This is a genomic window from Streptomyces sp. NPDC051214, assembly GCF_040682375.1.
Lineage (GTDB): Bacteria > Actinomycetota > Actinomycetes > Streptomycetales > Streptomycetaceae > Streptomyces.
This window is the reverse complement of the sequence record NZ_JBFBAT010000027.1, coordinates 1-17,656: the sequence shown is the minus strand read 5'-3', so window position 1 is coordinate 17,656 and position 17,656 is coordinate 1. Positions and strand designations below refer to the sequence as shown.

The window sequence follows — 17,656 nt, the reverse complement described above, 5'->3', positions numbered from 1 at the left end:
GCTGAAGGATCTCAGCCGGGGCCAGGGATATGTACGGCCCTGAAGCCTCAGGGTGCCGCACGCCTCCTGCGGGAACCGGGTCGCCGCTCGCTCGGCCGGGTCACCGGGTCCCCCGCCTCCAGGGCGGCGAGCCTGCGCCGCGTGCCGAACTCGGCGAGCGCCTCGGCCAGCTTGTGCACGGACGGCTCCGGGGCCATCACGTCGACCCGCAGCCCGTGCTCCTCCGCGGTCTTGGCGGTGGCGGGGCCGATGCACGCGATGACGGTCACGTTGTGCGGCTTGCCGGCGATGCCGACGAGGTTGCGCACGGTCGAGGAGGACGTGAAGAGCACGGCGTCGAAGCCGCCGCCCTTGATCGCCTCACGCGTGTCCGCCGGGGGCGGCGACGCGCGCACCGTCCGGTAGGCGGTGACGTCGTCGACCTCCCACCCGAGATCGATGAGCCCGGCGACCAGCGTCTCCGTGGCGATGTCGGCGCGCGGCAGGAAGACGCGGTCGATCGGGTCGAAGACCGGGTCGTACGGCGGCCAGTCCTCCAGGAGACCCGCGGCCGACTGCTCGCCGCTCGGCACCAGGTCGGGCTTCACGCCGAAGGCGACCAGCGCCGCGGCCGTCTGCTCGCCGACCGCCGCGACCTTGATCCCGGCGAAGGCACGCGCGTCGAGCCCGTACTCCTCGAACTTCTCGCGCACCGCCTTGACCGCGTTGACCGAGGTGAAGGCGATCCACTCGTAGCGCCCGGTGACCAGGCCCTTGACCGCGCGCTCCATCTGCTGGGGCGTGCGGGGCGGCTCGACGGCGATGGTGGGCACCTCGTGCGGCACCGCGCCGTAGGAGCTCAGCTGGTCGGAGAGCGAGGCCGCCTGCTCCTTGGTCCGCGGGACGAGCACGCGCCACCCGAAGAGCGGCTTCGACTCGAACCACGACAGCTGGTCGCGCTGGGCGGCGGCGGACCGCTCACCGACGACGGCTATGACGGGCTGGCCTCCGTCGGGCGAGGGCAGCACCTTCGCCTGCTTGAGGACCTGGGCGATGGTGCCCAGGGTCGCCTGCCAGGTCCGCTGGCGCGTCGTCGTGCCGGCGACGGTCACCGTCATCGGCGTGTCCGGCTTGCGCCCGGACGACACCAGCTCACCGGCGGCCGCGGCCACGGAGTCCAGGGAGGTCGACACGACCACGGTCCCGTCGGATGCCCCCACCTCGCTCCAGCAGCGGTCGGACGCGGTGCGCGCGTCGACGAACCGTACGTCCGTGCCCTGTGCGTCGCGCAGCGGAACACCCGCGTAGGCGGGTACACCGACCGCCGCCGCGATGCCGGGCACGACCTCGAAGGCGATGCCCTCGGCGGCGCAGGCGAGCATCTCCTCGGCCGCGTAGGTGTCGAGGCCGACGTCGCCGCTGACGGCACGTACGACCCGCTTGCCGCCCCTCGCTGCCTCCATGACAAGATTGGTGGCGGCTCGCAGAGTCGACGCTTCGGCGATCGCTGACGCGTCGTCAACTGTCCCTGGCTGAGGTGTGTCCACACCCCCCTTGGCATGCGCGCGAACGACGTCGAGCACATCGGGCTCGGCGATCAGTACGTCCGCTCGGGCCAGCGCCTCAACGGCGCGTAGCGTGAGTAGTCCCGGATCTCCGGGTCCGGCACCCAGGAAGGTGACGTGCCCGTGTGCGGGAAGGCCGGGAAAGTTCGAGGTGGGGCTCAAAGTGCTCGCTCCCCCATCAGACCGGCCGCGCCCTTGGCAAGCATCTCGGCAGCGAGTTCGCGGCCGAGCGCCATGGCTTGGTCATGCGTCTCGGGCACGGGACCGGTGGTGGACAGCTGCACCAGCGTCGAGCCGTCGGTTGCCCCGACGACGCCGCGCAGGCGCATTTCCTTGACAATCTGCCCGTCGGCCAGAAGGTCGGCCAACGCACCCACAGGTGCGCTGCAGCCGGCCTCCAGGGCGGCGAGCAGGGATCGCTCGGCGGTCACGGCGGCCCGGGTGTACGGGTCGTCGAGCTCGGCGAGCGCGGCGGTCAGTGACGCGTCGGACGCGGCACATTCGATCGCCAGTGCCCCCTGGCCGGGGGCGGGCAGAACTGTGTCGACCGGCAGGAAGTCGGTCACTTCGCCGATCCTGCCGACGCGGTTGAGGCCCGCGGCGGCGAGGATGACGGCGTCGAGCTCACCCTTGCGCACGAAGCCGATGCGGGTGTCGATGTTCCCGCGGATCGGCACGGTCTCTATGGCGAGTCCGTGGTTGCGGGCGTAGGCGTTGAGCTGCGCCATGCGGCGGGGCGAACCGGTGCCGATGCGCGCGCCGCTCGGGAGCTCCCCGAAGGTCATCCCGTCGCGTGCGATGAGCACGTCACGGGGGTCCTCGCGCAGCGGGACCGCGGCCAGGGCCAGGTCGTGCGGCTGCGCCGTCGGCAGGTCCTTCAGCGAGTGGACGGCGAAGTCGACCTCGCCACCGAGCAGCGCGTCACGCAGGGCGGTCACGAAGACGCCGGTGCCGCCGATCTGCGCCAGGTGCTCACGGGACGTGTCGCCGTACGTCGTGATCTCCACGAGCTCCACGCGGCGGCCCGTCAACTGGCTCACTGTGTCGGCCACTTGCCCGGACTGGGCCATGGCCAGCTTGCTGCGCCGTGTCCCGAGCCTCAGTGCCCTCTCGGTCATGCCCGGCCTCGATTCGGATCTGTTTGCGTTGCGTTCTGGTCGTTGGGGTCGCTCTGCCGGTCGGCCCTGCTGACGGCGGCGACCGTCTGCGGGTCGAGGTCGAAGAGGGTGCGCAGCGCGTCCGCGTACCCGGCGCCGCCGGGCTCGCTCGCCAGTTGCTTGACGCGCACGGTGGGCGCGTGGAGCAGCTTGTCGACGACGCGGCGGACGGTCTGGGTGATCTCCGCGCGCTCCTTCTCGGCGAGGCCGGGGAGCCGTCCGTCGAGCCGCGCGATCTCGTTCGCGACGACGTCGGCAGCCATGGTGCGCAGGGCGACCACGGTCGGCGTGATGTGCGCGGCCCGCTGTGCGGCGCCGAAGGCGGCGACCTCGTCGGAGACGATCGCGCGGACCCGCTCCACGTCCTCGGCCATGGGGGCGTCGGCGGATGCCTCGGCGAGCGACTCGATGTCGACGAGGCGTACGCCGTCGATGCGGTGCACGGCGCCGTCGATGTCGCGGGGCATGGCCAGGTCGAGCAGGGCGAGCAGGACGTTGCCGGTCTCGACGAGCGAGGGGCGGCGACGGTGCTCGGGGATGCGTCCGCCCGCGGAGACGGCCGCGGCGAGCGCGGAGATGGTGTCGGCCTCGCTCTGCGGGTCGTCGCGGCGCTCGGCGGGCGCGTTGTCCACCCAGGCGGCGTGCTGCTCCAGCGTGGCGGCGTCCATCCCGGCGACGGCTTCCTCGCCCATGACGGAGAACCCGACGCCGCGGCCCACGGTCCCGTCACCGGAGAGCCCGAGCGGGCAGGCCTCGTCGGTGTCGTGCGGGACGGACGGAGCGGAAGGCCCCGCTGTCGGCACGCGCGGGGCGCCCACGGCGACGGGCGCCGCGACGGGTGCGCCGGTGCGGTCTGCGACTCCCGCCGCGACGGCCTCGGCCGTCAGGACGAGACCGGTGGCGCCGGTACAGGAGACCGCGACATCGGCACGTGTCAGTTCGGCCGCCACCTGGTCCATCGGCACGGCGCGCGCGACGGTGCCCGTGCCGCCCTCGGCGAGGATCTCTGCCAGGCGGTGCGCCCGGTCCAGGGTGCGGTTGGCGACGACTACCTCGTGGACCCCGGCGCGCGCGAGCGTCGCCGCGGCGAGCGAGGACATCGAGCCGGCGCCGATGACCAAGGCGCGCTTGCCCTTGGCCCAGGTCTCGACCGGCTCGCGCCCGGCGAGCTGTTCGAGGCCGAAGGTCACGAGCGACTGCCCGGCCCGGTCGATGCCGGTCTCCGAGTGCGCGCGCTTGCCGACCCGCAGTGCCTGCTGGAAGAGGTCGTTGAGGAGTCGGCCCGCGGTGTGCAGCTCCTGGGAGCGCGCGAGGGCGTCCTTGATCTGGCCGAGGATCTGCCCCTCGCCGACGACCATCGAGTCCAGGCCGCAGGCCACCGAGAACAGGTGGTGGACGGCTCGGTCCTCGTAGTGGACGTACAGATAGGGAGTGAGCTCCTCCAGGCCGACCCCGCTGTGCTGGGCGAGCAGCGTGGACAGCTCGGCGACGCCCGCGTGGAACTTGTCCACGTCGGCGTAGAGCTCGATGCGGTTGCAGGTGGCGAGGACGGCCGCTTCGGCGGCGGGCTCGGCGGCGAGCGTGTCCTGCAGGAGCTTGGCCTGCGCGTCCACGTTGAGCGCGGCCCGCTCCAGGACGCTGACCGGAGCGCTGCGGTGGCTCAGCCCCACGACGAGGAGACTCATGCCGGCATCACGGCGGGGACGTCCCCGTCGGGTCCCTTGCGCTGCTGCTTGGCGGCGGCGGGCGCCACGGCCTCGTCGGCCGCCGCTTCCTCGCCGGCCTTGCGCTGCTCGTGGAAGGCGAGGATCTGCAGCTCGATGGAGAGGTCCACCTTGCGTACGTCGACACCGTCGGGCACGGAGAGAACGGTGGGCGCGAAGTTCAGGATCGAGGTCACACCGGCGGCGACGAGCCGCTCGCAGACCTGCTGGGCGGCGCCCGCCGGGGTGGAGATGACGCCGATGGAGACGCCGTTGTCGCTGATGATCTTCTCGAGGTCGTCCGTGTGCTGGACCGGCATGCCCGCGACGGGCGTGCCCGCCATGGCCGGGTCGGCGTCGATCAGCGCGGCGACGCGGAAGCCACGCGAGGCGAACCCGCCGTAATTGGCGAGGGCCGCGCCGAGGTTACCGATGCCGACGATCACGACGGGCCAGTCCTGGGTCAGGCCGAGCTCGCGTGAGATCTGGTAGACGAGGTACTCGACGTCGTAGCCGACGCCGCGCGTCCCGTAGGAGCCGAGGTAGGAGAAGTCCTTGCGCAGCTTCGCGGAGTTGACCCCCGCGGCGGCCGCGAGCTCCTCGGAGGAGACCGTGGGCACCGAGCGCTCCGACAGAGCGGTGAGGGCTCGGAGGTACAGCGGAAGCCTGGCGACGGTGGCCTCGGGAATCCCTCGGCTGCGGGTCGCCGGTCGGTGAGTTCGGCCAGTTGCCACGGTGCTCCTGCGGGTAGAGCGGGGCTGCAGGCGGTCACACGTCCCCAGACCGCCCCGTCGAATGCAGGCTATGTCTTTGTGAACGCGTGCACAAAGATGGTGTCCGATTTGCCCGGCCAACGTGACCGGGGTCACGCGCCCCCGGCGTGCGTTCCGGGAACCGGCACACATGAGGCTGCGGTGCTCAATTGATGGGGGCAAAACCGCACACTCTCCTCACGATCATCGCCCCCGAGACCCAAACCGCCCACGATCCTAAGGGACCATTCGGGCCGTTTGGACTCGTCGGTCAGTGACGATTCGGACTACGGGGCGAGCTCGCGCCGCAGCCGGTCCTCGTTCACACGCCAGAAGGTGTGCTGTTCACCATCGACCAGAACCACCGGGATCTGTTCCCAGTAGGCCCTGTTGAGCTCTTCGTCCTGAGTGATGTCCTTCTTCTCCCATACGACTCCAAGATCGCCGCAGACCTTCTCGATCACCAGCTGTGCTTCATCGCACAGATGACAGCCGGGCTTGCCGATCAAGGTGACCGTCCGGTCCTGGGGCTTCTTCTTCTCCGCACGGCGAAAAATCGGGCTCATGACACCATTCTCGCCCCGCCGACGCGCCGCGCGGCCCGCCTCTTTAACGGTGCGGTCGCGCAGAGTTCACAGCACCGAATCCTGCCGACTCCGGAACGGCCGAACGAACTAGCTATGCTCACGACATGGCCGCTCTCGGATGGCTCACCCCCCGTAGGCGCTCCGCCACCGCGCGGAGCGTGTTGGCAGGCGAGGCCTCGGCTGAGGCAGCGCGCAAGACCTCCCAGGAGCTGGAGGCCCTCGACGATCTCGTCGCGGCGGCCTCGCCGGAGGAACCCGACGAGCCGGAGTTCCCGGTCTTCGGCGACGACAAGGCAGCCGCCTTCTTCGATCTCGACAACACCGTCATGCAGGGCGCCGCGATCTTCCACTTCGGCCGCGGCCTCTACAAGCGGAAGTTCTTCGAGCGCCAGGAGCTGGCCCGATTCGCCTGGCAGCAGGCGTGGTTCAGGCTCGCGGGCGTCGAGGACCCCGAGCACATGCAGGACGCCCGCGACAGCGCGCTCTCCATCGTCAAGGGCCACCGCGTCGCCGAGCTGATGTCCATCGGCGAGGAGATCTACGACGAGTACATGGCCGAGCGCATCTGGCCCGGCACCCGCGCCCTGGCCCAGGCCCACCTGGACGCGGGCCAGAAGGTCTGGCTGGTCACCGCCGCCCCGGTGGAGACGGCCACGATCATCGCCCGCCGCCTCGGCCTGACCGGCGCGCTCGGCACGGTCGCCGAGTCCGTGGACGGCGTCTATACGGGAAAGCTCGTCGGCGAGCCCCTGCACGGCCCCGCGAAGGCGGAGGCGGTACGCGCGCTCGCGTCGGCCGAGGGCCTGGACCTGGGCCGCTGCGCTGCGTACAGCGATTCGCACAACGACATCCCGATGCTCTCGCTCGTCGGGCATCCGTACGCGATCAATCCCGACGCCAAGCTGCGCAAGCACGCGCGTGAGCGGGACTGGCGGCTGCGGGACTACCGCACCGGCCGCAAGGCCGCCAAGGTCGGCATCCCCGCCGCCGCGGGAGTGGGCGCCATCGCAGGTGGGACGGCCGCGGCCATCGCCCTGCACCGCCGCCGCCACTGAGCATTCTCTCGGTCATACCCCTCCCGGGCTCCCGCCAGTCACGTTGGTAGCACTCGGCCACAACACGCCCCGCGCCGAGACGGAATGTGACCTATTTCGATCAACAACTGGTCACTGTGCGCTACTTGAACGGGCATAGACCGATAACAGAAGCGACGTAATCGGTGATTTGAGCAACTGGGTGTAGTGCCGCCTGTACGAAGCGTTATTCTCCTCAGACGCATTACGGACCCCACACGTCGCTACGACGGGTGAACGGTTCCGCACTGCACGTGATGGAAGCTCTGCCTCTGGGAGTCCCGTGTACCCACACGTCGGGGTTGACGCCTCGGGCCTGGCTACGCTGCGCGCAACGGTCGCCGACCGCTTGCGCGGCTTCGTCCCCACCGCGTACGCCGGCCCCGCCGTCCCCGCATTTGCCGTCCCCACACCCGCCGGGCCCGTCTATGCCCTGGCGGACAGCGGCGCGGCGGTCAGCAGACGGACTCGTTCCGCTTCTGCCGCCACCTCAACCCCCACCCACCGCCGTCCCGCCGCGGACAGCGACAGCGCCCGCATGATGGACCTCGTCGAACGCGCCCAGGCGGGCGAGTCCGACGCCTTCGGCCGTCTCTACGACCAGTACAGCGACACGGTCTACCGCTACATCTACTACCGCGTCGGCGGCAAGGCGACCGCCGAGGACCTGACCAGCGAGACCTTTCTGCGCGCCCTGCGCCGCATCAGCACGTTCACCTGGCAGGGCCGTGACTTCGGCGCCTGGCTTGTCACGATCGCTCGCAACCTCGTCGCCGACCACTTCAAATCGAGCCGTTTCCGCCTCGAAGTGACCACAGGCGAAATGCTCGACGCCAATGAGGTCGAGCGCAGCCCCGAGGACTCCGTCCTGGAGTCCCTCTCCAACGCCGCACTGCTGGACGCCGTGCGCCGCCTCAACCCCCAGCAGCAGGAGTGCGTGACCCTGCGCTTCCTGCAGGGCCTCTCGGTCGCCGAGACCGCTCGGGTGATGGGCAAGAACGAGGGTGCGATCAAGACCCTCCAGTACCGCGCCGTGCGCACGCTGGCCCGGCTGCTGCCCGACGACGTGCGCTAGCGCCGCACGTCCCCCTCGCCCTCTGTAGCCGTGCGGAGCGCCCAACTCACGCTCCGTGGCGGCCAGATGGCCGTCACGGAATTTGGGCGGTCCGATCATCCTCCGTCCGTAACCCAAGTGCCGCGACGCTCGTTGTGCGGGATGCAGGCTCCCTGTGGTCGCCCCCTGACTACCTCCGCTCACTCTTTCGTGTGGAAGTGCTCAGGTCGGGCAACCCTCAGGACCCCCTGGGGAGTCGACCGTCATGACGAGAGGAGGTGCCGCCAGTGATCGCGAACGTATCGGCACACCGGCGGGCGAACGCCTTCGCCCAGGCCCTGGAGGAGCAATCCGACCAGGGCCCGGCGGCCGAGCAGTCCGAAGGTTCCGTCACGCCCGATTCCGGGCCGTCCGAAGCGACGGCCCCGGACAGGATGCTGACCCTGGCGACCGGCCTCGGCGAGCTGCCGAAGCCGGAGCTGGATCCCGAGGTCAAAGTGGTCCAGCGGGCCCAGCTCGTAGCTGCCATGGAGGCCATGCTCCTTGAGGGCACGGCCGCGGGCGGTGGGACCATCGGCACCTCGGTGCCCGAACAGCGGTCCCGCAAGGGTGCCCACCGGGCCACGGGACTGCGCAAACTCAAGCCGCGCTCCCGGCTGTCGCAAGGCATCGCCGCGGGCGGGCTCACCGTCGGCGTGGCCGCCGGCGCGTTCAGCGGGGTGGCCGCGGCCAGCTCCGACGCACTGCCGGGCGATTCGCTGTACGGCTTGAAGCGCGGCATGGAAGACCTCAAGCTCGGCATGGCCGACGGCGACAGCGACAAGGGCGGGGTCTATCTCGACCACGCCTCGACGCGGTTGAACGAAGCCCGCCGGCTGATGGAGCGCGGCCGCAGCGGCGACCTCGACCACGAGTCGCTCGGCGAGATCAGGCGCGCCCTCTCGGGCATGCGCCACGACGCCACGGAGGGCCACCGCCTGCTCCACCAGGCGTACGAGAGGGACGGCTCGCTCGGCCACATCCAGACCCTGTCCGCCTTCACCGAGTCGCACCGCAGGAGTTGGAGCGACCTGCAGAGCAGACTGCCCGTCCAACTCGGTGACGTCGGCGATCAGGTCAGCTCGGTGTTCGACGCGATGGACCAGGAAGTGGACCCCCTCCGCTCCCTCCTCCCCCGCACCCCGGACAAGAGCGACACCCCCGGACAGCCGAGCCAGGGCGACTCCCCCGGCTCCTCGGCCCCGGACAGCCCCTCGGCCCCGGACTCCTCCCCGCGGGACGGATCGAGCGCCGACAAGCGCGAACCCCGCCCGTCGACACCGGACAAGGGCGAGGACGACGGCCTGCTGGGCGGCAACACGGGCGGCCTCCTGGACCCCCCGAAGTCCGACACCACCCCGAGCAGCCCGTCGAAGGGCGACTCCTCCGGCAAGGAGACCCCGACACCGAAGCCGGACGTCACGGTGCCGCCCATCCTCCCCGGCCTGCTGCCGGGCCTCGGGATCGACGAAGAGGACGTGAGGTAGCACTCAGGTCACCGGACGGGCCGAACCTCTTCACGGGGTTCGGCCCGTTCGGCGTTCGAGGACAGGCCCCGGTCCCCGGTCAGAAGAAGACAGACCGCCGCTGCACCAGCAGCTTGTAGAGCGTGTGCTGGATCTGCTCCCGGACCTGATCCGTCAGGTTGAACATCAGCATCGGATCCTCGGCCGCCTCCGGCGGATACCCGTCCGTCGGGATCGGCTCCCCGAACTGGATCGTCCACTTCGTCGGCAGCGGCAGCGCCCCCAGCGGACCGAGCCACGGGAACGTGGGCGTGATCGGGAAGTAGGGGAAACCCAGCACCCGCGCCAGCGTCTTCGCGTTGCCGATCATCGGGTAGATCTCCTCCGCCCCCACGATCGAGCAGGGCACGATCGGCGTCCCGGCCCGCAGCGCGGTGGACACGAACCCGCCCCGCCCGAACCGCTGCAGCTTGTAGCGCTCGCTGAACGGCTTCCCGATGCCCTTGAAGCCCTCCGGCATCACCCCGACCAGCTCGCCCCGCTCGAGCAGCCGCTCGGCGTCCTCGGCGCACGCCAGCGTGTGGCCCGCCTTGCGCGCCAGCTCGTTGACCACCGGCAGCATGAAGACCAGATCCGCCGCGAGCAGCCGCAGATGCCGCCCCTCGGGATGGTTGTCGTGCACGGCGACCTGCATCATCAGACCGTCGAGCGGCAGCGTCCCCGAGTGGTTGGACACGATCAGCGCCCCGCCCTCCGACGGGATGTTCTCGATGCCCTTCACCTCGACGCGGAAGTACTTCTCGTACAGCGGGCGCACCAGGGACATCAGGACCTGGTCGGTGAGCTCCTCGTCGTAGCCGAAGTCGTCGACCTCGTACTCGCCCGTGAGCCGTCGGCGCAGGAACGCGAGGCCACCCGCGACACGCCGCTCGAGGCCACCGCCACCGCCCCGCGGCTCCGGTCCGGCCCCGGGCGCGCTGCCGGTGCCGGGGCCGGGGCCGGGCGTCTCCTGGCGCGAGGGCTCCGGCTCGGCCGGCTCCACCTGCGGCTCTCCGTCCTGCTGGCCGGGCATGGCCGTGACCTCACGCACGGCTGCCGGATCGTTCTTGCGCCGGACCGTGCCCCTGCGCCGGGGCGGGCGCTGCGCACCCGCGCGCGACCGGTCGTCGTCGAACGGAATGACCTTGGCGTCCGCCATCGTTGACGCTCTCCTCAGTTGGCGCTCTGGTTGCCCGCGAAGGGCAGCGTGGCGATCCGGTCGATGGCCCCCGCTACGGCCTGCGGCGGCATCAGACCCGGACCCCGACTGCGTACGAAGTCCGCGAAGGTCTCCGCGGTCGTGTACTTGGGGCTGAAGCCCAGTGTCTCGCGCATCTGCCGGGTGGCGACGACCCGGCCGTGCGTGAGCAGCCTGATCTGCTCGGGCGAGAAGTCGGTGGCGCCCAGGGTGCGCAGCGCCTGGCCGACCCAGGTGATCGCCGGCATGAACACCGGCAGCGTCGGGCGCCCCAGGCGCCGAGCGCACTGCGAGAGCAGCAGCACACCGTCGCCCGCGATGTTGAACGTGCCGCTGTTGAGCGTCCCGCGCTCCGGATCGTGCGCCCCGAGACGCAGCACCTCGATCGCGTCGTCCTCGTGCACGAACTGCAGGCGCGGGTCGTAGCCGAAGACGGTCGGCAGGACCGGCAGCGAGAAGTACTCGGCGAGCGGGAACTCCGCGGTGGGGCCCAGGATGTTCGCGAACCGCAGCACGCAGACCGCGACGTCCGGCCGCCGGCGCGCGAATCCGCGTACGTACCCCTCGACCTCGACGGTGTCCTTGGCGAAGCCGCCGCTCGGCAGCGACTTCGGCGGGGTCGTCTCGGTGAACACCGCGGGGTCGCGCGGCGCGGAACCGTACACGTTGGTGCTCGACTTCACCACGAGCCGCTTGACCGTCGGCGACTTCTGCAGGGCGCCCAGCAGCTGCATGGTGCCGATGACGTTCGTTTCCTTGAGCGAGCCGCGGTTGCCGCCGGCCAGCGCGGCACCCGTGACGTCCATGTGCACGACGGTGTCGACGGAGAACTCGGCGAGCACCTTGGCGATCGCGGGCTGCCGGATGTCGGCCTGGACGAAGTCGGCGCCGCCCAGATGATGCTCGGGAGGAACCGCGTCCACGGCGACCACCCGGTCGACCTCAGGGTCCCGGAGCACGCGTCGGACGAACCGCCCGCCCAGTTGACGGGCCACCCCGGTCACGAGCACGACCTTGCCCAAGATCAGCGCCTGCCTTCCCCAGCCCTCGAAGTCCTGCCGCGCCCCATCATTTCTCTCCTGGCACACGCTAGCGGGTCGATGTTGCGCTGTGATGACCGCCCGATGCAGGAAGTGACGACAGCTTCGACACCAGCGCATGGACCTGGTCCTATGCCCAGACCAGGACGTACGCAGGGTCGGGACGCACATCCTGCCCAGGCCGTACGTTCGAAACAAGCCCCCGGATGGCCCGCCGAGCCCGGAAAACCGGCCGGAAGACGCCCGCCGGGTGCCCCCGCGGGACACCGGGAAACGCCGAAGCCCTCCCGCCGGATGACGGGAGGGCTTCGGTACACGCTGTGCAGCTGTCGCTTACTTCTTGTTGCGACGCTGAACGCGAGTGCGCTTCAGCAGCTTGCGGTGCTTCTTCTTGGCCATCCGCTTACGCCGCTTCTTGATAACAGAGCCCACGACTACCCTCGCTCACTTCTCTTCACTCGGTGCGGGGCAGCTGACTGGGCCCACACGACCTACGTCGGCCCTAGCCTACCCGTCCCCGGGTGAGGGGCGTAATCGAGGGGGATCGACCGGCTCCGGTCAGCCCGCCTCGACTCCTACATAGGACTCGCGGAGGTACTCGTGAACCGCCTGCTCCGGGACCCGGAAGGACCTTCCGACCCGGATGGCGGGCAGATGACCGCTGTGCACCAAGCGGTACACGGTCATCTTGGACACTCGCATCACCGAGGCGACTTCCGCCACGGTCAGAAACTGAACCTCGTTCAGCGGCCTCTGGTTATCAGCCATGACACCCCACCTGAACCTTCCGCACATGACGGGCACCGGCTTCCCCTTCCGGTGACTCTTCGTCGCTGCGCGCTCACTCCCCAGACTAGGGGCGGATGATGCGAGTGGGGAAGAGGAGTAGCGATCGGCCGCCTACTGTGACAGACACGCTCGATTGAGTACATAGCGAGTAAGCGGTCGGTAGTAATCAGACCGCACAGCGTCATCAAGCGGAACGACGACGGACACCTGCCCCTCGGCCTCTCCGACGAACAGCGCGGGATCGTCCGTATCCGCCAGACCGATCGCCTCAAACCCCAGCTGACCTGCCCCGCAGACCCATCCGTGGTCGCCGATCACGAGCTCTGGAAGCGGTCCGTCGGCCTCCGCCGCGGCCGCGAGAGCGGCTCGAACCGGGAGCGGGGAGTGGGAGTGTGCGCCGGTCTCACTCCCGGTGGGACGCGCGCCGGGTTCCCGCACCAGCGCGACTCCTTGTACGTAGTCAAGGTTGTACGTGCGTAGGCCGAACCGGGTCGTTATGTCGACACTGTTGCCCTGCGCGGGGGTGAGGACGGTGCACCCGGCCGCCGACATAGCGTCCGCCAGGGCGGCGTAGAAACCGAGGAGCCGGTGCGGATGTCCCGTCCCGAAGAGCACGGGAAGCCGCCCTCGCACCGCTTCGGCGAGCCTCTCGGCGAAGGCGTCCAGCGCGGCCAATGTCCGCTCCGGGTCGATGACATCGACCCCCGAGGTGTGCCGCGGGTCGGCGGACACCCCGCACTTGTCGGCCATGAGGCCGAGCAGGTCGCCGGGCCCCCAATTCCACTCGGGGTCGAGGCCGAGCAGTATCCGCGGGTCCCGGGCGGCGAAGAGCCGATAGCTCCGCAGGCTCGCCTCCCGCGTGGTGGCCACGGGCCCGGCCAACCGGGCGGCCAACAGATGCGCGCGCAACGCTCCGGTGCTCAACACGCTGTGAGCGTGCCGCAGAGAACCCCCTGGCGCCCCCAAAACCCCGGAAAACCCCCACAGTTGGGCTAACGGGGGCACACTGCGGACCCAATTCAGCCCGTCCGGCGTTTGAGGACATCTTGTAAGGGGGTCCAGGGGGCGAAGCCCCATGGTTTCGGGAAGGGGCGGGATGGGGGAAAGCCCCGCAGGGCCCACCCGAACCACCACGCCCTCCTACGGCAACAACCCCCGCAACGGAAACGCCGAGCGGCGAGCAGCCAGCACGGCCTGGTCGAGCCGATCCGCAGGGTCATACCCCTCGGACCACTCCGCCCAGGAAACGGGCCACCGCCCATCCGTCATCCGCCCCGGCGCCAACTGCCGCGTACGAGCGAAGACTTCCTGCCGCCATGCCTCAGGAATCTCCGCCGAGGGCAGCACCTCACGCCCCGCAGCGATGGCGGTCAGATGGGTCCAGGACCGAGGCACCACATCCACCACGGCATACCCGCCGCCACCCAGCGCGACCCACCGACCGTCGGCGTACGAGTGCGCCAACTCATGGCAGGCCACCTGCACGGCCCGCTGTGCGTCGAGCGAAACGGCGAGATGAGCCAGCGGATCCTCGAAATGCGTGTCAGCTCCATGCTGGGTGACCAGAACCTGCGGCCTGAACTCCGCCAACAGCTCCGGCACCACGGCGTGGAACGCCCGCACCCACCCCGCGTCCCCGGTCCCGGCCGGCAACGCCACATTGACCGCCGAGCCCTCCGCCGCCCCGGCCGCACCCGTCTCCTCGGGCCACCCGGTCTGCGGAAACAACGTCCGCGGATGCTCGTGCATCGAGATGGTCAGGACCCGCGGATCGTCCCAGAAGGACGCCTGCACCCCGTCCCCGTGATGCACGTCCACATCCACGTACGCGACCCGCTCCGCACCCAGCTCCAGCAGCCGGGCGATCGCCAACGACGCGTCGTTGTAGATACAGAACCCCGAGGCGGACCCCGGCATCGCATGATGCAGCCCACCCGCGAAGTTCACCGCGTGCAGCGCTTCCCCGCGCCACACCGCCTCGGCGGCACCCACCGACTGCCCGGCGATCAGCGCCGACACCTCGTGCATCCCCGCGAAGGCGGGATCGTCCGCGGTCCCGAGGCCATAGCTGCCGTCCGCCGACGCCGGATCGGCGGACGCGGCCTTGACCGCCTCCACATAGTCCTCGCGATGCACGAGCCGCAACGTCGAGTCACCGGCACGCTTGGCCGCGACCACTTCCAGCTCGCGGTCGAGCCCGAAGGCACCGACCAGGCTTCTGGTCAGCGCGAGCCGGACCGGGTCCATGGGGTGCTCAGGACCGAAGTCATAGCCCGTTACTGCCTCGTCCCACATCAGCTGTGCGTGGCCGCTCATGCCCGTCACCGTATCGGTCCGCTCCTGGGGCGAAAGAACGGGCGTACAACAAGGTCACGAGCACCAACACCATGGGAACGAGCATCGCCCCGCGGTAGTTCCAGGCATCCCCCAGCGCGCCCACCAGCGGTGAACCGATCAGGAACCCCACGTAGTTGAAGATGTTGAGCCGCGCGACGGCGGCGTCCGAGGCCCCGGGGAAGAGCCTCCCCGCCGCGGCGAAGGTCTGCGGAACGATCACGCACAACCCGAGCCCCAGCACCGTGAAGCCGAGAATCCCGACCCACGCCCCCGGCGCCACCGCCACGATCGCGAACCCGAGCGCGCCCACCACCGACCCGGCCCGCACCACCGCCACGGCCCCGAACCGCCGCACGCCCAGGTCCCCGAGTCCCCGCCCGAGCAGGGTCATGACCATGTAGACGTTGTAGGGGACGGTCGAGACCTCCTCCGAACTCCCCAGCACGTCCTGCAGATACTTCGCGCTCCAATTGGAGACGGTCGAATCCCCGATGTACGCGAAGGTCATCACCAGGCACAGCGGCAGGAGCAGCTTGAAGACGACCGGGCCGCCCTTCCCCTCCCCGGCGCCGTCCACAGCCCCCGCGGCCTTCGCGGCCTTCGCGTCGACGTACCACCGGCTCCCCACGAGCGCCGCCGGCAGCAGCACCACGACCACCGGCAGATACGAGACGAAGAGCGACAGATCCCAGTGCGCCCCCGCCCACGCGAGCGACGCCCCCGCGATCCCGCCCAGGCTGTACGCCGCGTGAAACCCCAGCATGATGCTGCGCCCGTACGCCCGCTGAAGACTCACCCCGAGCATGTTCATGGACGCGTCGAGCGCCCCCACGGAGAGCCCGAAGGCCCCCAGCGCCACGGCCACTTGCCACAGGGCGTCGCCCGCGCCGACCCCGAGCAGCGCCAGGAGCACCACGGGCTGCGCCCACCGCAGCACACGGCTGGGCGCCACCCTCTTGACCAGCCACTCCGTGCCGACGCTCCCCACACCCGCGAGGATCGGCACCGCGGCGAGGAACACCGGCAGCAGGCCGTCGGATATCCCGTACCGATCCTGGATGGCGGGGATCCGCGTCACCAGCAACGCGAAGGTGACGCCCTGCACCAGGAAGCTGAACGCCAAAGAGGCCCTGCCGCGCCGCAGCTCATCTGTCATGGCTGCAGAGCGTAGGACCCCTGACTACCGGTGGGTAGATAGATCACCCACCCAATTCCCCACGTCCTGTCCTCCCCGCCCTACGTCACCGCCCGAGCGCGGCGACCTCCGCGCTCACCTTCTTCTCCATCGGATCGACGACCAGCCGCCCGCTCGCCACCACCGTCGCCGTGATGGTGACGCCCGCGATCACACCGCCCAGCCACACCATGGTGTCGACGGGCAGCGTGTACGCCCCCACGACCCGCACCGCGGCCTCACCGAACAGCGCGACACCCCACATCACGGAAAACGTGCGTTCCATCCGCGCGAACCGCCCCCGCTCGGCGATCAACCGCTCCCACACAGCCGTCCGCGTTGGATTCCCCTTGGTCACCCAGGGCTTGAGCCCCACGGTCATCAACGGCCGCCCCGCGGCCACGGACACCAGCACGGCGATCCCGACCGTCGCGGTGATCCCGCTGTCCTTGGCGAGCATCAGACGCGGGTCCCCGGCCAGCAGGCTGAGCAGCAGCCCGACGACGTTGGCGGCCAGGATGAGCGCCGCCAGACCGTTGACCCGCCGCTCCTTCACCACGCTCCACAGCGTCCGCCCGGCGGGCACCACGCTGCTCCAGGCGAGCGCCGCCATCGTGCCCATCCCAAAGCCCTTGCTGAGCAGGTAGTACGAGGCCGTCGGCACGACCGCGTCCAGCACGAGCGGCTTCAGCGACTCCCAGCGGGGCTGCCGGACGCGGGTCTCCGTGGGGGCGGCGAGCTGGCTCGTTGCGCTCATGGCGTTGCATCCTCCGTCGTCACTGACTCTGGGTACGTCCCGTTCGTTCTCGACGTACTCAGCTTCGCGGCGACCACCCCTCGCCCGACAGAAACGATCGTCCGGACCTCGCGATGACAAATGTCAGGCCGCTCCCACGGCCCGCGTCATACGAGCAGGTCAGGCAACTCCCCCATGTCCCCGAAGAGTTCAGTGGCCCCCGCAAGCCGCTCGGCCGGCGTCATGGCGGTGAACCCGAACACGTCCATGCCGGCCGCCACAGCGGCCCTCACCCCCAACGGGCTGTCCTCCACCACCACACACCTCGCGGGCGCCACACCCATCCGCTCGGCGGCGTACAGAAAGAGATCCGGCGCCGGCTTCCCCCGCCCCACATCCTCGGAGCTGAAGATCCGCTCGTCGTCGAACCACCGGTCGAGTCCGGTCCGCCGATGGCCGACCCGAATCCGCTCATGACTCCCGGACGAGGCAAGGCAGTACGGCACTCCCCCGGCCGCCAGCTTCTCCAGTACGTCGACGGCCCCCGCCACAGGCTCCAGCTCCCGCTCGAAGGCGGCGAATACCCGAGCGTGGAAGGCAACGTCGAAATCCTCGGGCAGCCGCTCTCCACTGCGCTCAAGAACAAGGTCGTGTACGCGATGGACGGCGGCGCCCATGTAGTCACGCAGGGAATCCTCATACGTGGTGGGGTGGCCGAGCTCTGTCAGATAGGCGGCCAGGATGGTGTTGGAAAGCGGTTCGCTGTCCACGAGAACACCGTCATTGTCGAAGATGACCAGGTCGTAGCGCATAACTGGACCCTAAACGCAGAAAACCCCCGCACCCAGAGGGTGCGGGGGTTTCCCGTTAATGATAGTTCGGCGGCGTCCTACTCTCCCACAGGGTCCCCCCTGCAGTACCATCGGCGCTGTGAGGCTTAGCTTCCGGGTTCGGAATGTAACCGGGCG

At 70.0% G+C, this 17,656-nt stretch carries 17 protein-coding genes and 1 rRNA gene; 3 read left to right on the top strand and 15 right to left on the bottom strand.

Annotated features, from left to right (window positions below):
- Positions 1-47: 47 nt before the first annotated feature.
- The 5 genes from AB0M70_RS41245 to AB0M70_RS41225 all read right to left on the bottom strand — a co-directional run bounded on the left by AB0M70_RS41245 (position 48) and on the right by AB0M70_RS41225 (position 5,722).
- The gene (locus AB0M70_RS41245; RefSeq protein ID WP_365828851.1) at positions 48-1,706 is read right to left on the bottom strand and encodes a bifunctional uroporphyrinogen-III C-methyltransferase/uroporphyrinogen-III synthase; all 1,659 of its coding nucleotides are present in this window, start codon (positions 1,704-1,706) and stop codon (positions 48-50) included.
- Positions 1,703-2,662, bottom strand: coding sequence for a hydroxymethylbilane synthase (gene hemC, locus AB0M70_RS41240; RefSeq protein ID WP_365828849.1), 960 nt, complete (start codon positions 2,660-2,662; stop codon positions 1,703-1,705). Before hemC ends, AB0M70_RS41245 begins: the two co-directional genes overlap by 4 nt.
- A complete protein-coding gene (locus tag AB0M70_RS41235; RefSeq protein ID WP_365828847.1) occupies positions 2,659-4,386 on the bottom strand; it encodes a glutamyl-tRNA reductase in 1,728 nt (575 codons plus the stop codon). The genes hemC and AB0M70_RS41235 overlap by 4 nt, the downstream gene beginning before the upstream one ends.
- The gene (locus AB0M70_RS41230; RefSeq protein WP_365828845.1) at positions 4,383-5,138 is read right to left on the bottom strand and encodes a redox-sensing transcriptional repressor Rex; all 756 of its coding nucleotides are present in this window, start codon (positions 5,136-5,138) and stop codon (positions 4,383-4,385) included. The genes AB0M70_RS41235 and AB0M70_RS41230 overlap by 4 nt, the downstream gene beginning before the upstream one ends.
- Before the next feature lie 305 nt (positions 5,139-5,443).
- Positions 5,444-5,722, bottom strand: a complete 279-nt coding sequence (locus AB0M70_RS41225) for a glutaredoxin family protein (RefSeq protein WP_365828843.1) — start codon at positions 5,720-5,722, stop codon at positions 5,444-5,446.
- A gap of 125 nt (positions 5,723-5,847) precedes the next feature.
- Between AB0M70_RS41225 and AB0M70_RS41220 the strand changes: the two genes are divergently transcribed.
- The 3 genes from AB0M70_RS41220 to AB0M70_RS41210 all read left to right on the top strand — a co-directional run bounded on the left by AB0M70_RS41220 (position 5,848) and on the right by AB0M70_RS41210 (position 9,396).
- Entirely contained in the window at positions 5,848-6,798 is a 951-nt protein-coding gene (locus AB0M70_RS41220) for an HAD-IB family hydrolase (protein ID WP_365828841.1), read from the top strand.
- A 301-nt stretch (positions 6,799-7,099) separates the two neighbouring features.
- Positions 7,100-7,891, top strand: a complete 792-nt coding sequence (locus AB0M70_RS41215) for an ECF subfamily RNA polymerase sigma factor, BldN family (RefSeq protein ID WP_365828839.1) — start codon at positions 7,100-7,102, stop codon at positions 7,889-7,891.
- Between the two features lie 266 nt (positions 7,892-8,157).
- Positions 8,158-9,396, top strand: coding sequence for a DUF5667 domain-containing protein (locus tag AB0M70_RS41210; protein WP_365828837.1), 1,239 nt, complete (start codon positions 8,158-8,160; stop codon positions 9,394-9,396).
- A gap of 79 nt (positions 9,397-9,475) precedes the next feature.
- Here the strand turns inward: AB0M70_RS41210 and AB0M70_RS41205 are convergent, their stop codons facing one another.
- From AB0M70_RS41205 to rrf, 10 genes are all read right to left on the bottom strand, one after another.
- Positions 9,476-10,573: a lysophospholipid acyltransferase family protein gene (locus AB0M70_RS41205; RefSeq protein WP_365828835.1), complete on the bottom strand. Its 1,098-nt coding sequence runs from the start codon at positions 10,571-10,573 to the stop codon at positions 9,476-9,478.
- A gap of 14 nt (positions 10,574-10,587) precedes the next feature.
- Complete coding sequence (locus AB0M70_RS41200; RefSeq protein WP_365828833.1) at positions 10,588-11,634, bottom strand: NAD-dependent epimerase/dehydratase family protein; 1,047 nt, start codon at positions 11,632-11,634, stop codon at positions 10,588-10,590.
- Between the two features lie 351 nt (positions 11,635-11,985).
- Positions 11,986-12,084 (bottom strand): AURKAIP1/COX24 domain-containing protein, encoded by a 99-nt coding sequence (locus tag AB0M70_RS41195; RefSeq protein WP_003948845.1) that lies wholly within the window; start codon positions 12,082-12,084, stop codon positions 11,986-11,988.
- A 126-nt stretch (positions 12,085-12,210) separates the two neighbouring features.
- Positions 12,211-12,420, bottom strand: coding sequence for a helix-turn-helix domain-containing protein (locus AB0M70_RS41190; RefSeq protein WP_157996488.1), 210 nt, complete (start codon positions 12,418-12,420; stop codon positions 12,211-12,213).
- Between the two features lie 132 nt (positions 12,421-12,552).
- Positions 12,553-13,368 carry a phosphatase gene (locus AB0M70_RS41185; protein WP_365828830.1) on the bottom strand — a complete coding sequence of 272 codons (816 nt, stop codon included), beginning with the start codon at positions 13,366-13,368 and terminating at the stop codon, positions 12,553-12,555.
- A gap of 213 nt (positions 13,369-13,581) precedes the next feature.
- The gene (locus AB0M70_RS41180; RefSeq protein ID WP_365828828.1) at positions 13,582-14,757 is read right to left on the bottom strand and encodes an acetoin utilization protein AcuC; all 1,176 of its coding nucleotides are present in this window, start codon (positions 14,755-14,757) and stop codon (positions 13,582-13,584) included.
- On the bottom strand, positions 14,708-15,934 hold the full coding sequence (locus AB0M70_RS41175; RefSeq protein WP_365828826.1) for an MFS transporter: 1,227 nt from the start codon (positions 15,932-15,934) through the stop codon (positions 14,708-14,710). The genes AB0M70_RS41180 and AB0M70_RS41175 overlap by 50 nt, the downstream gene beginning before the upstream one ends.
- An 85-nt stretch (positions 15,935-16,019) precedes the next feature.
- Positions 16,020-16,709, bottom strand: a complete 690-nt coding sequence (locus AB0M70_RS41170; RefSeq protein WP_365828824.1) for a VC0807 family protein — start codon at positions 16,707-16,709, stop codon at positions 16,020-16,022.
- 146 nt (positions 16,710-16,855) lie between these two features.
- Positions 16,856-17,500, bottom strand: a complete 645-nt coding sequence (locus tag AB0M70_RS41165; protein WP_365828822.1) for an HAD family hydrolase — start codon at positions 17,498-17,500, stop codon at positions 16,856-16,858.
- Between the two features lie 64 nt (positions 17,501-17,564).
- A 5S ribosomal RNA gene (gene rrf / locus AB0M70_RS41160) occupies positions 17,565-17,656 on the bottom strand; the annotation flags it as partial.

Bases quoted from the DNA above. Each gene is read 5' to 3' on its own strand.
- hemC (WP_365828849.1), bottom strand. From the start codon at position 2,662: ATGACCGAGAGGGCACTGAGGCTCGGGACACGGCGCAGCAAGCTGGCC.
- AB0M70_RS41235 (WP_365828847.1), bottom strand. From the start codon at position 4,386: ATGAGTCTCCTCGTCGTGGGGCTGAGCCACCGCAGCGCTCCGGTCAGC.
- AB0M70_RS41225 (WP_365828843.1), bottom strand. From the start codon at position 5,722: ATGAGCCCGATTTTTCGCCGTGCGGAGAAGAAGAAGCCCCAGGACCGG.
- AB0M70_RS41220 (WP_365828841.1), top strand. From the start codon at position 5,848: ATGGCCGCTCTCGGATGGCTCACCCCCCGTAGGCGCTCCGCCACCGCG.
- AB0M70_RS41205 (WP_365828835.1), bottom strand. From the start codon at position 10,573: ATGGCGGACGCCAAGGTCATTCCGTTCGACGACGACCGGTCGCGCGCG.
- AB0M70_RS41190 (WP_157996488.1), bottom strand. From the start codon at position 12,420: ATGGCTGATAACCAGAGGCCGCTGAACGAGGTTCAGTTTCTGACCGTG.
- AB0M70_RS41180 (WP_365828828.1), bottom strand. From the start codon at position 14,757: ATGAGCGGCCACGCACAGCTGATGTGGGACGAGGCAGTAACGGGCTAT.
- AB0M70_RS41175 (WP_365828826.1), bottom strand. From the start codon at position 15,934: ATGACAGATGAGCTGCGGCGCGGCAGGGCCTCTTTGGCGTTCAGCTTC.
- AB0M70_RS41170 (WP_365828824.1), bottom strand. From the start codon at position 16,709: ATGAGCGCAACGAGCCAGCTCGCCGCCCCCACGGAGACCCGCGTCCGG.
- AB0M70_RS41165 (WP_365828822.1), bottom strand. From the start codon at position 17,500: ATGCGCTACGACCTGGTCATCTTCGACAATGACGGTGTTCTCGTGGAC.